Source organism: Sphaerisporangium sp. B11E5, from assembly GCF_039871875.1.
In the GTDB taxonomy this organism is placed as follows: Bacteria; Actinomycetota; Actinomycetes; order Streptosporangiales; family Streptosporangiaceae; genus Sphaerisporangium.
The window spans coordinates 25,734-40,540 of record NZ_JBDPMD010000013.1; the positions used below are offsets into that span (position 1 = coordinate 25,734).

Consider the following 14,807-nt stretch of genomic DNA (forward strand, 5'->3'; position numbering starts at 1 on the left):
GCGGCAGGGCGCGGCGGGAGGAATGTCGCGCGTCGCCAGGGGTCGCCGATCCAGGGACCGGGAGGGCATGGCTATGGGGAGCGGGGGCGGGAAGCATCCGTGACCAGGCATTTGTTGGGAGAGGCGAGAGGGGGACACGTGGACAGGGCACGGCTCGCCGACTTCCTGCGCAGCCGCCGCGAGGCGCTGCGGCCCGAGGACGTCGGCCTGCCCGGCGGCGGGCGGCGGCGCACCGCCGGGCTGCGCCGTGAGGAGGTGGCCGTCCTGTCGGACATGTCCGTCGATTACTACAGCCGGCTGGAGCAGCGGCGCGGCCCCCACCCGTCCGAGCAGATGCTCGCCGCCCTCGCCCGCGGCCTGCGCCTCTCCATGGAGGAGCGCGACCACCTGTTCCGCCTGGCGGGACACGCCGTCCCCGGCCGGGTCGCGCGCGGCGACCACATCAACCCCGGCATGATGCGCATCCTCGACGGCCTGGAGGACGCCGCGGCCCAGGTGGTGAACCACCTCGGGGAGACGTTGCGGCAGACCCGCCTGTCGAAGGCGCTGATCGGCGACCAGAGGGTGTACACCGGGCTCGCCCGCAGCGCGCACTACCGCTGGTTCACCGACCCCGCCGCACGGGCCCTCCACCTCGAGGAGGACCACCCCGCGCACAGCCGCCTGGTCGCGGCGAACCTGCACCACGTGTACACCCGCGACCCCGGTGACCGCCGCGCGGCGGCGATCGTCGAGGCCCTGCTCGCCGCCAGCCCCGAGTTCGCCGCCCTGTGGCGCGACCACCCCGTCGCCGGGCCGTACTGCCCGCCCGAACGTGTGCGGCACCCGCAGGTCGGGGTGCTGGAGCTGCACTGCCAGATCCTGGTGGACCCCGACCAGTCCCAGCTACTCGTGGTCCACACCGCGTCGCCGGGCACCGAGAGCCACGAGAAGCTCCGGCTGCTTTCCGTCATCGGCGCGGACCACCGCTGAGAAAAACGGTTGCCCGTTGCTGGGAGCATGAACGGCATGGACCGCCAGTCGCTCAGTGCCATCGCCCACCACGATCACCCGATCGCCGCCCCCGTCTTCCCGGAGAACCTCGACCGGCTGCTGCGCCGCGCGGCGCTGCCCGAAGGCGCCCGCGTCCTCGACCTCGGCTGCGGCGAGGCCGAGTGGTCGCTGCGTGCGCTGGAGCTGTACCCCACGGCCGTCGCGGACGGCGTGGACGTCTCCGCCGAGGCCATCGCGTCCGCCGGGCGGGCGGCGGGTGCCCGTGACCTGTACCACCGGCTCGGCCTGCACCACACCCCGGCCGAGAAGTTCACCGCCGCCGAGCCGTACGACCTGGTGCTCTGCGTCGGCGCCACCCACGCCTTCGGCGGGCTGGCCAAGACCATGGAGGCCGTCGCCGGCTTCCTGCGCCCCGGCGGGCTCGCCGTGGTCGGCGAGGCCTTCTGGGAACGCCCGCCCGGCGCCGAGCTCGTCGAGACCATCGGCGACTACCCGGACCTGCCCGCCACCGTGGAGACCGTCGAGGACCTCGGCTGGCTGACCGTCTACGCCCACACGAGCACCCTCGCCGAGTGGGACGACTACGAGTGGTCCTGGACCGGCACCCTCGCCCGGTGGGGCGCGGACAACCCGGGGCCGGACGGCGACCAGGCGCTGGCCGCCGCCAAGGAACACCGCGACCTGTGGCTCACCGGGTACCGGGGACAGCTCGGCTTCGTCACCCTGTTGCTGCGGCGGCGGTGATCCCGCCGAAGATCTAACCGTCCTTGGGTTAACCGCGCCGCCGTCCGCGGCATCACGCGGCTATGGCCGTGACCCGGGACTGGAACCGGCGGCGGGCGGCGAAACGGGAACGGCTGGCGGCGGTCCGGCCGTACACCGAGGGCGGCGTGCTGGACGCCGCCCGGACGCGTGACGCCCTCCAGGCGCTGCTGCGGCCGGGCGACCGGGTCGCGCTGGAGGGCGACAACCAGAAGCAGGCGGACTTCCTCGCCGAGGCGCTCGCGAGCTGCGACCCGGACGTGGTGCACGACCTGCACCTGCTGATCTCGTCGATCAGCCTGCGCGAGCACCTGGACGTGTTCGAGCGCGGCGTGGCCCGCCGCCTGGACTTCTCCTACGCGGGCCCGCAGAGCGTCCGCATGGCGCAGTTGCTCGCCGACGGCCGGGTGGAGGTCGGGGCGATCCACACCTACGTCGAGCTGTACGCCCGGATGTTCGTCGACCTCACCCCGGACGTCGCGCTGCTCTGCGCGGAGCGGGCCGACCACGCGGGCAACCTTTACACCGGCCCCGCCACCGAGGACACGCCGACCATCGCCGAGGCGGCGGCGTTCCGCGAAGGCGTCGTCGTGGTCCAGGTGAACGCGCTGGTGGACGAGCTGCCCCGGGTGGACATCCCGGGCGACTGGGTCGATCTCATCGTGGTGAGCCCCCGGCCGTTCGCGCTGGAGCCGCTGTTCACCCGCGACCCGCGCGCCATCGGCCAGGTCGACGTCCTGATGGCCATGCTGGCGCTACGCGGGGTGTACGAACGGCACGGGGTGGCGACGCTCAACCACGGGATCGGCTACGACACCGCGGCGATCGAGCTCATCCTGCCCACCTACGGCGAGGAACTCGGCCTGCGCGGCCGGATCTGCCGGCACTGGACGCTGAACCCGCACCCGACGCTCATCCCCGCCATCGAGAGCGGCTGGGTGGAGTCGGTGCACTGCTTCGGCGGGGAGCCCGGCATGGAGCGCTACGTCTCCGCCCGCCCGGACGTGTTCTTCACCGGCCGCGACGGGTCGCTGCGGTCCAACCGGGTGCTCTGCCAGCTCGCCGGGCAGTACGCGGTGGACATGTTCATCGGGTCGTCGCTGCAGATCGACGCTTCGGGCAACTCCTCGACGGTCACCGAAGGACGCCTCACCGGCTTCGGCGGCGCGCCCAACATGGGACACGACCCGCACGGCCGCAGGCACCCCAGCCCGGCGTGGCTGAGCCTCCCGGCCGGGGAGCCCCCGGCGCGGCGCGGGCGCAAGCTGGTCGTGCAGATCACGGAGACGTTCCGTGCCGGCGGCACCCCGGCGTTCGTCGAGACCCTGGACGCGGTGCAGGTGGGCGAGGACACCGGGATGCCGATCCCGCCGGTCATGATCTACGGCGAGGACGTGAGCCACGTGGTGACCGAGGAGGGCGTGGCCTACCTGTACCTGGCCACGAGCCTCGCCGAACGGCGCGACGCGCTGGCCGCGGTCGCCGGCGCCACCCCGGTCGGGCGGACCGTGGACGAACGGCGGGTCGAGGCGCTGCGCCGCGACGGCCTGGTCGCGCTGCCCGAGGACCTCGGGGTGGACGTCCGGCGGGCCGGACGCGCCCTGCTCGCGGCCCGCAGCGTCGAGGACCTCGTCGCGTGGTCCGGCGGCCTGTACGACCCGCCCGGCCGCTTCAGGAGCTGGTGATGGTCGCCGGGGGGCCGGAGACGGTGGCGGGGCTCCTGCCTCCCGCCGCAGGCCCGCCGTCGCGCGCGGACCTGCTCGCCGGTCTCGCGGTGCGCGCCCTGCGGGAGGAGGCCCGCCTCGGGCCGAAGCCGGGCCTGGTCGACGGCCAGGACAACGGCGCGCACGACGACATGGACCTGCCGCTGCTCCTGGCGTCCGCCGAGGCGCTGCGCCCCGCCTTCCGTGCCCTCGCCTCGGCCCGGTCGCGCGCGGAGGTGGGCCGCATCGGGCGGGCCGGTGAGCGGGCGATGTTGCGGGCCACCGGCGGGGTGAACACCCACCGGGGGGCGTTGTGGGCGCTCGGGCTGCTGGTCGCCACCGCCTCGCGGTCCCGCGGCGAGCAGGAGGCCGCCCGCCGCGCGGGCCGGCTGGCCGCCCTGCCCGACCCCTGCCCTCCCGAGGGGCCGGTGTCCCACGGGGAACAGGTGTGGCGCCGGTACGGGGCACGCGGCGCCCGCGGGGAGGCCGCGAAGGGGTTCCCGCACGTCGTCGGGGTCGCCCTGCCGTGCCTGCGCCGGGCCAGGGCGGCGGGGCTGCCCGAGGAGACCGCACGGCTCGACGCGTTGCTGGCGGTGATGAGCCGGCTGCCCGACACCTGCGTGCTCCACCGCGGCGGCCTCGCCGGGCTGCGGGCCGTCCGGCTCGGCGCGGCACGGGTGCTGGCGGAAGGGGGCGCGGGCTGCGGGCCCCTCACCGAGTTCGGCGAGCTGCTGCGGGCACGGCGGCTGTCGCCGGGCGGCAGCGGGGACCTGCTCGCGGCGGCGTTGTTCCTCGATCTGGTGCCGTGGGAGGTGTCCGCGTGCGGACCATGAGCTTCGAGTTCCCCGGAGGCCCGGCACCCGCCCGGCGCGCCCACGTCGGGGTGGTCGGCTCGGGTGACCTGGAGGTGCTGATGACACCCGCGGCCGGAGCTGCCCGGGTACGGGTGCGGACCAGCGTCGACGGGTTCGACGAGGTGTGGCGGGTGGTGCTGGGGCGCTTCTTCGCCCGGCATCCGGTCGCCGCCGTGTTCGAGCTGAACGACGCCGGGGCGACCCCGGGTGTCGTGGCGCTGCGGCTGCGGCAGGCCGTCGAGGAGGGCCGGTCGTGACGGCCGCCGACTGGGCCGCCATGCTCACCCGGACCAGCTTCATCGAGCTGGACGCCCGTGCGCGGGCCGCCGGGCTGCTGGACGCCGGGACGGCGCGGGAGCTGTGCGGCCCCTTCGACCGCGTCGAGTCGCCGTGGCTGGAACCCCAGGGCCTGGTCCCGCAGGCCGACGACGGCGTGGTGGTGACGAAGGGGGAGCTCGGCGGCGGGCCCGCGGTCGTGATCGGCGTCGAGCAGGCCTTCCAGGGAGGCGGGATCGGTGAGGTCTCCGGCATGAAGATCACCGAGGCGCTGTCGCTGGCCGCCGAGGACAACCGGGCGGGCGTGCCGACGGCCGCGGTGCTGCTGCTGGAGACCGGGGGCGTGCGGCTGCAGGAGGCGAACCTCGGGCTGACGGCGGTGGCGGAGGTGTGCTCGGCCGTGCTGGAGCTGCGTGCCCTGCGGCCCGTCGTCGGGGTCGTCGCCGGGGCGCTCGGGTGTTTCGGCGGCATGAGCATCGCGGCCGGGCTGTGCACCTCGCTGATCATGACGAGGGAGGGGCGGCTGGGGCTCGACGGTCCCCAGGTGATCGAGTCCGAGGCCGGCGTCGAGGAGTTCGACGCCTCCGACCACGCGCTGATCTGGGCGATCAACGGCGGCGGCCAGCGCACCGCGACCGGGCTTGCGGACGTCCTGGTCCTCGACGACCTCGGCGCCGTCCGCACCGCCGTGATCGACGCCGTACGGCGAGGCGTGCCGGAGGTCCACCGGTCCGCGCGGCTCGGCGAGCTGCGCGCCCGGCTCGCGGCCGTCGACCCGGAGCGCCCCCCGGAGCCCGCGGACCTCGCGAGGGTGTGGGGCCACGACCGCCCGCCCGCCGGTGCCCGCGAGGACATGGCGGCCATGACCGGCCCACCCTCCGGTGGCCCCCGCGGGGGAGCGGGGAGCCGCGGGCTCGCCTGGACGCGTGCGCTCGCCGACGGCGACGTGCGCGCCGTGGTGCCGTCCGTGGTCATCGCGGACGTCGTGCTGGGCGGCGACACGGCCCGCCTCGTCGCCGTCGTCCCCGACCCCGCGAGCCCCTACCACCGGGCCCGGCGGGGCGAGGTGGGGCTGCGCGAAGGGCTCGCCCTCGCCGAGACGGTGACCGGCGTCCGCACCGAGGACGCGCACCTGCCCGAGGAACGGCGCCGGCCGGTCGTCGCCGTCGTGGACGTGCCCAGCCAGGCGTACGGCCGGGTCGAGGAACTGCTCGGCCTGCACCACGCGCTGGCCGCCGCCGTGGACGCCTACGCCACGGCACGCGCCGCCGGGCACCCCGTGATCACGCTCGTCGTGGGCACGGCGCTGTCGGGCGGGCTGCTCGCGCACGGCTACCAGGCCGGGCGGGTGCTCGCCCTCGACGACCCCGGGGTGACGATCCACGCCATGCACAAGGAGGCCGCGGCACGGGTGACCCTGCGCACCGTGGCCGAGCTGGACGAGCTGGCGCGGCGGGTGCCGCCGCTGTCGTACGACGTGGCCGGCTGGGCGGGGCTCGGGGTGTGCGACGGCCTGCTGGACGTCGAGGACGCCGGGCACCCGGGCGCCGGGGACGTCCGCACGGTGAAGGACGCGCTCACCGCCGCCGTCGCGGACGCCCGCCGCGGGCCCCGCGACCTGAGCCGCCGTCGCTCGGCACCCGCCCGTGCCGCCTCCCGCCGGGCCTGCGAGACCCTCGCGGGGCAGTGGCGATGACCGCCCGCCCGCACGACCTGCCGAGGTTCACCGGGAGCACCGCCCTCGGCTGGGCCGTCGTGACCGTCGGGCGGCAGTGGCGATGACGGCCCGCCCGCACGACCTGCCGCGGTTCACCGGGAGCACCGCGCTCGGCTGGGCCGTCGTGACCGTCGGGGAGCAGTGGCGATGACGGCCCGCCCGCACGACCTGCTGCGGTTCACCGGGTGCGCCGCTCTCGACGGGCCGGTCCCGGGCTGGGCCGCCACGATCCTCGCCACCTGCCCCTGGGCGGTGGTCCGGCGGGCGCCGCACCCTCCCGGTTTCGTGCCCGTGGGCGTGCGCGGCCCCGAGCGCCGGCAGCGGCACGCCGCCCTGGTCCCCGTGGACGCGATCACGAGCCTCGTCCCGCCCGAGGAGCTGACCGGGCGGCGCCCCCGCTACGCCCTGCTCGGGCTGATCCTCACCGCCGCCGCCCACGTGCTCGCCTTCGAACTGGACGGCGCCGCCTGGGGGCCCATCGGCGGCGTCGGATTCGAACTGGCCACCGGCCGGCCGGCCACCCACCCCGGCAGCGACCTCGACCTGCTGATCCGCTCCCCACACCGGCTGGACCGCGACCAGGCCGCCCGGCTGGTGGCGGCCTTCACCGCCCTGCCCGGCCGCGTCGACTGCCAGGTCGAGACCCCGTCCGGCGGCGTCGCCCTCACCGAATGGGCCCGCCCCCACGGTCCCGTCCTCACCCGCACCACCCACGGCCCCCGCCTGCTGGACGACCCATGGGCACCCGCGTAAGGGTCGCGTTCCTGTACCCCGGTCAGGGCGCCCAGCGTCCCGGGATGCTCCACGACCTGCCGCGCCACCCGGCCGTCGCCGGGACACTCGCCGAGGCCGAGCGTGTCCTGCCCGGCTCGTCGCGGCGGGACGGCGCGGAGGAGCTGGCGTCCACCGTCGGCGCCCAGGTCGCCCTCTGCGTCGCGGGGGTCGCCGCGACCAGGGCCCTGGCCGCCGAAGGCGCCACCCCTGACGTCGTGGCCGGCCACTCGGCGGGCGGCTTCCCCGCCGCCGTCGCCGCCGGCGTCCTGACCTTTCCCGAAGCGCTCCGGGCCGTGCACCACCGCGCCACGCTGATGCGCGACGCCCACCCCACCGGGTACGGCATGACCGCCGTCCTCGGCCCGACCGTCCCCCAGGTCCGCCGCCTGATCGCCGCCGTCTCCACCGCCGCCGACCCGCTGTACCTCGCCGTCGTCGACTCCGGCCACCAGACCGTCGTCACCGGCACCCTCGGCGCCCTGGCCCGCCTCACCCGGGCCGCCCCGGGCTACGGCGCCCACCGCGTCCAGCGCCTGCCGATCCCCGTGCCCTCGCACTGCCCCCTGCTCACCCCGGTCGCCACCGCCATGGCCACCCACCTGGCCTCCGTCCCCCACCGTCCTCTGACCACGCCGTTCATCGCCAACTCCACCGCCCGCGTCCTCACCACCCCGGGCGCCGTCCTGCACGACCTGGCCTGGGGTGTCGCCACCACCCTCCGGTGGCACGACGCGACGGCCCTCCTCGGTGAACTGGGCATCACGTTGTTCCTCCAGTCACCCCCCGGCCACGTCCTCACCCACCTGCTTCCCTCCTCCCGCACCGTCGCCCTGGCGGACACCCCACTCCGTGACGCGGCCCTGGCCGTACGCCGGGCCAGGGACGCTAACCCGTGGCACGGACGCGGACATCCCTGAGCACGCGCCGCACGAAGTCCTCGTCGCCCGCGGCGGCCAGGTAGAAGCCGTCGCGGCAGGTGCTCGCCACGATCGGATGGCGCGTGTCGAGCACGACCCGGGTCCTCGGCGGTCGTTCACAGCCGGGGATCGGGGCCACCACCAGCATGCGGGGGCTCAGCCCGCCGAGCCACAACTGCGGGCCCACGAGCACGCCGTCGCGGACCTCGCCGGGCCGGGACAGCCGCAGCGGGCCGCCTCCGGACAGGGTGAGGAAGCCGTCCGCGGTGACCGTGCCCCGGAGGTTGCCCGCCCATGCCTTGCGCTGCTCGAACGCCATGCCGGCCCGCTCGTCCTGCAGGGCGAGCCGCCAGTCGCCGAACGCGAAGAGCAGGACCGGCCCCGCGGTGCGCACCCCGGGCGGGCCGGGCCACAGCGTCACGTTGGGGGCCAGGTGCCGCAGCATGGGGCGTCCGGCGGCGGTCTCGGCCTCGCCGTACAGCGGGGCGGTGAGGGAGCGGAACTCGCCGTCCACGGTGCCGCCGACGGACGGCCGTACCCCCATCGAGGCCAGGTTCAGGCGGGCCGGGTACACGAGCTCCGCGCGGGCGCCGTGCGGGAACGTGACACGCGACGTCCTGAAGCCACCCGCGCCGTCCGCCTCAGGGTAGACGGCGTTGGGGGTCACACTGATCGCGTTCCGCACGGACTTCGGGGTGGCGACGGGGGCGGGACGACTCGTCTCCCTGCCGTTGAGCACGCCGATGAGCGACACCGCCACGAGGGCGGCGAGCCCTACCAGTCCCACCCAGCGGGGTCCGCCCGGCCCCTGCTCGATGACGTCGGCGTCGGCATGCTCGGCGGTCAATCGGGCCCACCTTCGTCGTACGGCACTCGCCACCAGTCCAGACCACCGGCCGCCGCCCGCGCAAGACCGCGCGCACCCGGGTGAGGCGGCGCACCGGAATGTGGGGCAGCGCACCGCCGCCGTTAACTTTCCTGACAGCCGGACGACCGTCTCCCCCATTTACCGTCGGCGAGGCTGCACTCCCTCCAAGGAGGTCTCGTCGATGGAACGTCGTCATTTCCTTCGTGCCTCGGTGCTCGGTGCGAGCACAGTGGCCTTCTCCGGCAGTCTCTGGCAGGGCGCCGCCCTCGCCGCCCCCGCCCAGAACGCCACCGGTCCTTACGGCGCGCTCCTCGCCGCCGACTCCAACGGAATCCAACTGCCGGCCGGCTTCACCAGCCAGGTGATCGCCCGCTCCGGCCGGACCGTCCCCGGCACCTCCTACACCTGGCACAACGCCCCCGACGGCGGCGCGTGCTTCGCCGACGGCACGGGCTGGATCTACGTCTCCAACTCCGAGATCAACCCGGGCGGCGGCGCCTCCGCCCTCCGGTTCAACTCCAGCGGCACCGTCACGTCGGCGTACCGCATCCTGTCCGGCACCCGCACCAACTGCGCGGGCGGGAAGACGCCGTGGAACACCTGGCTGTCCTGCGAGGAGGTCAGCCTGGGCTTGGTCTACGAGACCTATCCCTTCGGCGGCACCGCCGCCGTGCAACGCCCCGCCATGGGCCGCTTCAAGCACGAGGCCGCCGCCGCCGACCCGGTCCGCAAGGTGATCTACCTCACCGAGGACGAGAGCAACGGCCGTTTCTACCGCTTCATCCCCACCACGTGGGGCAACCTCTCCTCCGGCACCCTCCAGGTGCTCGTCGCGGGCTCGGGAACCTCAGGTTCCTTCAGCTGGGCGAACGTCCCCGACCCCGACGGCTCCCCCACCGCGACCCGCAGCCAGGTCTCCGGCTCCAAGTCCTTCAACGGCGGCGAGGGGTGCCACTACGCCAACGACACGGTCTGGTTCACCACCAAGGGCGACAACCGCGTCTGGCAACTGAACCTCAACAACAACACCTACGAACTCGCCTACGACGACAGCCTTGTCTCCCCCGGCACCGCCCCCCTGACCGGCGTCGACAACGTCACCGGTTCCGCCTCCGGCGACCTCTACGTCGCCGAGGACGGCGGCAACATGGAGATCTGCCTGATCACCCCCGACGACAAGATCTCTCCCTTCCTGAGAATCACCGGCCAGAGCTCCTCCGAGATCACCGGCCCCGCCTTCAACCCCGCCGGCAACCGCCTGTACTTCTCCTCCCAGCGCGGCACCTCGGGCTCCTCCTCGGGCGGCATCACGTACTGCGTCACCGGCCCCTTCCGCTGATCCCCGCCGCACGGCGAAGGCCCGTCACCGGCGACGGGCCTTCCCGCTCACAAAACCATTGGACAATCCAAATGTCGCACGACAATGGTGGAGGACATGCGACAGGAGGAAATCTGGGACGTCGAAGCCGCCCAAAACTATGACACCCCCGGCACCGGAATGTTCGCCCCCGAAGTCCTCGGCCCCGCCGTGGACCGCCTCGCCGAACTGGCCGCAGGCGGAAACGCACTGGAATTCGCCATCGGCACCGGCCGCGTGGCCATCCCGCTCGCCGGACGCGGAATTCCCGTCACCGGCATCGAACTGTCCCCCGCGATGATCGCCCAACTGAGAACAAAGGCCGACGAGCAAACGATCCCTGTGATTACCGGCGACATGGCCACCGCCACGGCCCCCGGCCGGTACACCCTGGTCTACCTGGTCTTCAACACCATCTCCAACCTGCTCGCCCAATCAGAACAGGTGGCCTGCTTCCGCAACGCGGCCCGCCACCTGACCCCCGGCGGCCGCTTCGTCATAGAACTCTGGGTCCCGGAACTTCGCAAACTCCCTCCCGGCGTACAAGCGTCTGTCTGGCGCTGCGACCCCGGCTACATAGGCCTCGACACCTACGACTTCCTCAACCAGCACGTCGTCTCCCACCACTTCAAGTTCGACGCCACCCAACAAGCCCGCTTGTTCCGCACCCCCCACCGCTACATCTGGCCCTCGGAACTCGACCTCATGGCCGAGCTGGCCGGCTTCGAACTGGAATCCAGGCACGCCGACTGGACCGGCTCCCCTTTCACCGCCGAATCGCGTTCCCACGTGTCCGTCTATCGCATTCCGACGGACCACTAGCGGCTCAGCCGCGCCGGGAGGCGTGAGGCGTCGGGGTGACCGGCGTCTAGTCGAGCCAGATCACGATGCCGGTGAGGCCGTTGAGTACCGCCGCGACCCCGGCCCGGACGGCGCGGGCGGCGCGCTCGGGGGTGAAGGTGGCGGGGTCGTACGCCGATGACATGCCGAGGCCCTCGCCGCGGAAGGAGGCGCCGGTCCAGTCGGCGGCGGTGACGTTGGCCGTGGGCTCGGCCAGTTCGGCGCCGACCACGAGGAACTGCTGGTCGAGGTGGCTGGGGGTGACGAGGGCCAAGGGGTCCACGAGGTCGTTGCCCGCGGTGATGACGAGGTCGGGCGCCAGGCCGATCGCTTCGCTGATGCGTTGGACGTACTGGTCCGGCGACGTGGCGGTGAGGGTCCTGAGGCGGACGTGCTCGGACTCGGCCCACTCGGTCACGGCACCCGCCAGTGTCCTGGTCTGGGCGTCCTTCCCCGCGGTGAGCAGCACCACGCGGTAACCCTCCGACGGGCGGACGCCGTCCCAGGAGCGGGGGCGCGGCGTGATCGTCGCCTCGGGGGCGGGCGGTGCGGCGGGGTCGGAGAAGCCCGCGCCGAGGGTGCCGACGGCGCTCGGCTCGGCGTGCGGCTCCGACCAGTCGTCGCCTGAGCAGCCGCCGGCCAGCACGGCGGCCGCGACCGCCGCCAGCACGGCGGGCAGAAGCCGTGAGCGCATAGGGATCGTCCTTCGGGGTGTGCGTGAAGTGCGCCTACTTCCTACCGCATCGCCGGTGGTCATCGACGCGACGGCCGTCTTCGCCGGGTGCGCTTCTTCGCCGCTTAACAGGCGAGCCACTGTTCGTTCATCTGGGCCGAGCAGATTTGTCCGCCGACCGAACAGGAGCTATATGTCCCGCTTTGTCCGCTACGGTGCGGCGGTCGCAGCCGTGGCCGCGGCCGTTCTGCTCAGCGCCGCGCCCAGCCTGGCCCACGGCTTCACCTCGACCGTGTACGTCGGCCTCACCTCGCCCGGGACCGGACACGTCCGCACCGAGCTCGGGCTGGAGTACGACCTGCTGGTCGTCTCCGCCGCCGACGCCGAGAAGGACGACCCGCTGTTCCGGGCGGGTACCGCGGCGTTCGAGGCCGGTGACTCGGCGGCGCAGGCCGCGGCACTCGGCGCCCACGCCGGCTCGGTGGTCGCGTACGTGACCGACCGCTTCGGCGTCACGGCCGGGGGCGAGCCCTGCACCCCGGCCCGGGCCGGCGGCTTCACGATCGAGCGGCGGGAGGACGTCCCGTACGCGCGGTTCGCCCTCGACTACCGGTGCCCGGAGGCCGACGCGCACGAGGTGCGCAGCGGGTTGTTCCCCGACGCCGAGCGCTATGTGCGCGACACCAAGACGGTGGTCACCTACGACCTCGACTTGACGTCAGGAAGCGCCGCCCTCGACGCCGGGCATCCGTCGTTCTCCACGCGGCAGTCGTGGGCCGAGCGGTTCTGGGAGTTCTTCCGGCTCGGCGCCGAGCACCTGCTCACCGGGCTCGACCACATCCTGTTCCTGCTGGCGCTCATCGCGGGGTCACGCCGCCTGCGCGAGATCGTGCTGGCGGCGACGACCTTCACGCTGGCGCACTCGGTCACCTTCGTCCTCGCCGCCCTCGGCCTCGTGCGGGCGCCCGCGTCGTTCGTGGAGCCGGTCATCGCCCTCTCGATCGCGGTCGTCGCGGGCTGGCACCTGTGGCGGATCTGGCGGCGCCGGTCGCACGCCACGGATCTCGAGGACGCCGGCCGCCGGCACCTCGGCCTGGATCGCGCGGGCTGGACGCGGCTCGCGGTGGTGTTCTGCTTCGGCCTCGTGCACGGCCTCGGCTTCGCCGCGGCGCTCGGGATCGACCAGGCCTGGTCGTGGACGCTCCTGTGGTCGCTGCTCGTCTTCAACGTGGGCATCGAGGCCGTCCAGCTCGCCGTCATCCTGGCCGTCTTCCCGCTGCTCGCCGTGCTGCGCCACCGCCGTCCCGTCCCGGGGTTGTGGGCGACGGGAGCGCTCGCCGCGGGTGTGGCCGTGATGGGCCTGGTGTGGTTCGCGCAGCGGATTCCCGGCCTTTGAGACGCCTCACAACTTCCGGCAGGCGCCATGGCACGCCCGCCACGAGTTCATCTGCAGGACACGAACCTCCGAAACCGTTGCAAAGCTCATTTTTCCCTCAAATGGACGGAAACGTAATGAAGTTCGATATTCGCCCACAGAACGCCGGAGGGCTCCGGCGGCGGGTGGCTGTGGGCGCCACGGCGGCGGTCATGGGGATCTCCGCGGTGGTGGGCAGCAGCCTGATGACGGCGGTCCACGCCGACGCCGGCACGACGGCCACCGGCATCATCCTCGGTGTGGGGGCCACCGAGGCGCAGCGCGTGGTGTCCTGGTACTCCTCGGCCGACACCGCGCAGGTAGTCCAGGTCGCGCCGACGTCCAAGCTCTCCCACGGGCAGTTCGGCAAGCACACCGTCACGTACCCGGCCACCAAGGCCGCGAACACCGTCAACGGCGGCTACAACGCGCACGTCACCCTCGACGGGCTGAAGAAGAACACCTCGTACTCCTACCGCGTCGGCACCGAGGGCGCCTGGTCCCCGACCTACACCTTCAGGACGCAGGACTTCAAGGGCGACTTCGACTTCCTGTTCTTCGGCGACCCGCAGATCGGCTCGTCGGGCGACACCGCCAAGGACGGCGCCGGGTGGCAGGACACGCTGGACGTCGCCCTCGCCGCCAACCCGAAGGCCGAACTGCTGGTCTCCGGCGGCGACCAGGTCGAGAGCGCCAACAACGAGCCGCAGTGGAACGCGTTCCTCGCGCCCGACAAGCTGCGCCAGTACCCGTGGGCCGCCACCATCGGCAACCACGACGTGGGCGGCAAGTCGTACGAGCAGCACTTCTGGACGCCGAACACCGACCGTTCCGCGCCGTACTACAACGGCGACGCGGCCACCCGGTCCGGCGGCGACTACTGGTACGTCTACAAGGACGTGCTGTTCATCGACATCAACAGCAACGCCTACGCCGCCGGCGCCGACGCCGCGCACATCGGCTACATCACCGATGTCGTGAAGGAGCACGGGGACGACGCCAAGTACACCGTCCTCGTGTACCACCACTCGATCTACTCGCCGGCCAGCCACGCGAACGACAACGACGCCAAGCTGCGCCGCCAGGACTTCCCGACCGCCTTCTCGAACCTCGGCGTCGACCTGGTCCTGCAGGGGCACGACCACAGCTACTCCCGCAGCTACGTGATCAAGAACGGCCAGAAGGCGAACAAGGACGAGCAGCCCGGCGCCGCCCAGGTGGCGCAGGGTCCGGGTGGCGTCATCTACGTGACGGCGAACTCCGCGTCGGGTTCGAAGTACTACGACATCACCGCTCCGGACACCACCAAGGACCCGAACTACGGTCCCGACCCGCTGAACCCCAAGAGCCACTGGGCCAACTCGGTCGAGAACCAGGAGCACGTCCGCACCTACGTCAAGATCCAGGTGCGGGGCGACAAGCTCGTCGTGGAGAACCTCCGCAGCGGCACCTGCGCCGCCCCCAACGCCGCGGTGGAACTGGGCCAGGAGTCCTGGTGCGGTCCGGACAGCGGCGCCGGCCCGGCTCAGCCGGTCGGCTCCACGGTCGACAAGGTGGTGATCCGTCCCTACGACGACAAGCACCACGGTCACGGCAAGGGTGACGACCGCGTCCCGGCCGAGTCCGCGTCCTGGCTGCGATAGACGAGCGCCGGGGACG

The 14,807-nt window shown here is 73.3% G+C and carries 14 protein-coding genes; 12 read left to right on the forward strand and 2 right to left on the reverse strand.

The window, feature by feature from the left end; all coding sequences use genetic code 11:
• The first annotated feature begins 138 nt into the window (after positions 1-138).
• The 8 genes from ABGB17_RS15055 to ABGB17_RS15090 all read left to right on the forward strand — a co-directional run bounded on the left by ABGB17_RS15055 (position 139) and on the right by ABGB17_RS15090 (position 7,996).
• Entirely contained in the window at positions 139-972 is an 834-nt protein-coding gene (locus tag ABGB17_RS15055; protein WP_347629715.1) for a helix-turn-helix transcriptional regulator, read from the forward strand.
• A gap of 27 nt (positions 973-999) precedes the next feature.
• Positions 1,000-1,737 carry a class I SAM-dependent methyltransferase gene (locus tag ABGB17_RS15060; RefSeq protein ID WP_347629717.1) on the forward strand — a complete coding sequence of 246 codons (738 nt, stop codon included), beginning with the start codon at positions 1,000-1,002 and terminating at the stop codon, positions 1,735-1,737.
• 62 nt (positions 1,738-1,799) lie between these two features.
• The gene (mdcA, locus tag ABGB17_RS15065) at positions 1,800-3,440 is read left to right on the forward strand and encodes a malonate decarboxylase subunit alpha (protein WP_347629719.1); all 1,641 of its coding nucleotides are present in this window, start codon (positions 1,800-1,802) and stop codon (positions 3,438-3,440) included.
• Positions 3,440-4,291, forward strand: coding sequence for a triphosphoribosyl-dephospho-CoA synthase (locus tag ABGB17_RS15070; RefSeq protein ID WP_347629721.1), 852 nt, complete (start codon positions 3,440-3,442; stop codon positions 4,289-4,291). Before mdcA ends, ABGB17_RS15070 begins: the two co-directional genes overlap by 1 nt.
• Positions 4,288-4,569 (forward strand): malonate decarboxylase acyl carrier protein, encoded by a 282-nt coding sequence (gene mdcC / locus ABGB17_RS15075; RefSeq protein WP_347629977.1) that lies wholly within the window; start codon positions 4,288-4,290, stop codon positions 4,567-4,569. The genes ABGB17_RS15070 and mdcC overlap by 4 nt, the downstream gene beginning before the upstream one ends.
• Entirely contained in the window at positions 4,566-6,284 is a 1,719-nt protein-coding gene (locus tag ABGB17_RS15080) for a biotin-independent malonate decarboxylase subunit beta (protein WP_347629724.1), read from the forward strand. Before mdcC ends, ABGB17_RS15080 begins: the two co-directional genes overlap by 4 nt.
• Positions 6,285-6,452: 168 nt before the next feature.
• A complete protein-coding gene (locus tag ABGB17_RS15085) occupies positions 6,453-7,058 on the forward strand; it encodes a malonate decarboxylase holo-ACP synthase (RefSeq protein ID WP_347629726.1) in 606 nt (201 codons plus the stop codon).
• A complete protein-coding gene (locus tag ABGB17_RS15090; protein ID WP_347629728.1) occupies positions 7,043-7,996 on the forward strand; it encodes an acyltransferase domain-containing protein in 954 nt (317 codons plus the stop codon). Before ABGB17_RS15085 ends, ABGB17_RS15090 begins: the two co-directional genes overlap by 16 nt.
• Here the strand turns inward: ABGB17_RS15090 and ABGB17_RS15095 are convergent.
• Positions 7,965-8,843: a hypothetical protein gene (locus ABGB17_RS15095; protein WP_347629730.1), complete on the reverse strand. Its 879-nt coding sequence runs from the start codon at positions 8,841-8,843 to the stop codon at positions 7,965-7,967. The genes ABGB17_RS15090 and ABGB17_RS15095 overlap by 32 nt on opposite strands.
• A 202-nt stretch (positions 8,844-9,045) precedes the next feature.
• Between ABGB17_RS15095 and ABGB17_RS15100 the strand changes: the two genes are divergently transcribed.
• Together ABGB17_RS15100 and ABGB17_RS15105 are read left to right on the forward strand one after the other, a co-directional pair.
• The gene (locus ABGB17_RS15100) at positions 9,046-10,203 is read left to right on the forward strand and encodes an alkaline phosphatase PhoX (protein ID WP_347629732.1); all 1,158 of its coding nucleotides are present in this window, start codon (positions 9,046-9,048) and stop codon (positions 10,201-10,203) included.
• A gap of 96 nt (positions 10,204-10,299) precedes the next feature.
• Positions 10,300-11,043, forward strand: coding sequence for a class I SAM-dependent methyltransferase (locus ABGB17_RS15105; protein ID WP_347629734.1), 744 nt, complete (start codon positions 10,300-10,302; stop codon positions 11,041-11,043).
• 46 nt (positions 11,044-11,089) lie between these two features.
• On the opposite strand, the gene ABGB17_RS15110 is transcribed toward ABGB17_RS15105, so the two are convergent.
• Entirely contained in the window at positions 11,090-11,755 is a 666-nt protein-coding gene (locus ABGB17_RS15110; RefSeq protein WP_347629736.1) for a hypothetical protein, read from the reverse strand.
• Between the two features lie 172 nt (positions 11,756-11,927).
• Here ABGB17_RS15110 and ABGB17_RS15115 point away from each other — a divergent pair, with 172 nt between their 5' ends.
• Positions 11,928-13,130 carry a HupE/UreJ family protein gene (locus ABGB17_RS15115; protein WP_347629738.1) on the forward strand — a complete coding sequence of 401 codons (1,203 nt, stop codon included), beginning with the start codon at positions 11,928-11,930 and terminating at the stop codon, positions 13,128-13,130.
• Positions 13,131-13,246: 116 nt separating this feature from the next.
• Positions 13,247-14,791, forward strand: coding sequence for a metallophosphoesterase family protein (locus ABGB17_RS15120; RefSeq protein WP_347629740.1), 1,545 nt, complete (start codon positions 13,247-13,249; stop codon positions 14,789-14,791).
• Positions 14,792-14,807: the final 16 nt, after the last annotated feature.

Coding starts and splice junctions, on each gene's coding strand:
- ABGB17_RS15115 (WP_347629738.1), top strand. CDS start 11,928: ATGTCCCGCTTTGTCCGCTACGGTGCGGCGGTCGCAGCCGTGGCCGCG.
- ABGB17_RS15070 (WP_347629721.1), top strand. CDS start 3,440: ATGGTCGCCGGGGGGCCGGAGACGGTGGCGGGGCTCCTGCCTCCCGCC.
- ABGB17_RS15060 (WP_347629717.1), top strand. CDS start 1,000: ATGAACGGCATGGACCGCCAGTCGCTCAGTGCCATCGCCCACCACGAT.
- ABGB17_RS15090 (WP_347629728.1), top strand. CDS start 7,043: ATGGGCACCCGCGTAAGGGTCGCGTTCCTGTACCCCGGTCAGGGCGCC.
- mdcA (WP_347629719.1), top strand. CDS start 1,800: ATGGCCGTGACCCGGGACTGGAACCGGCGGCGGGCGGCGAAACGGGAA.
- ABGB17_RS15100 (WP_347629732.1), top strand. CDS start 9,046: ATGGAACGTCGTCATTTCCTTCGTGCCTCGGTGCTCGGTGCGAGCACA.
- ABGB17_RS15085 (WP_347629726.1), top strand. CDS start 6,453: ATGACGGCCCGCCCGCACGACCTGCTGCGGTTCACCGGGTGCGCCGCT.
- ABGB17_RS15110 (WP_347629736.1), bottom strand. CDS start 11,755: ATGCGCTCACGGCTTCTGCCCGCCGTGCTGGCGGCGGTCGCGGCCGCC.
- ABGB17_RS15105 (WP_347629734.1), top strand. CDS start 10,300: ATGCGACAGGAGGAAATCTGGGACGTCGAAGCCGCCCAAAACTATGAC.
- ABGB17_RS15120 (WP_347629740.1), top strand. CDS start 13,247: ATGAAGTTCGATATTCGCCCACAGAACGCCGGAGGGCTCCGGCGGCGG.
- mdcC (WP_347629977.1), top strand. CDS start 4,288: ATGAGCTTCGAGTTCCCCGGAGGCCCGGCACCCGCCCGGCGCGCCCAC.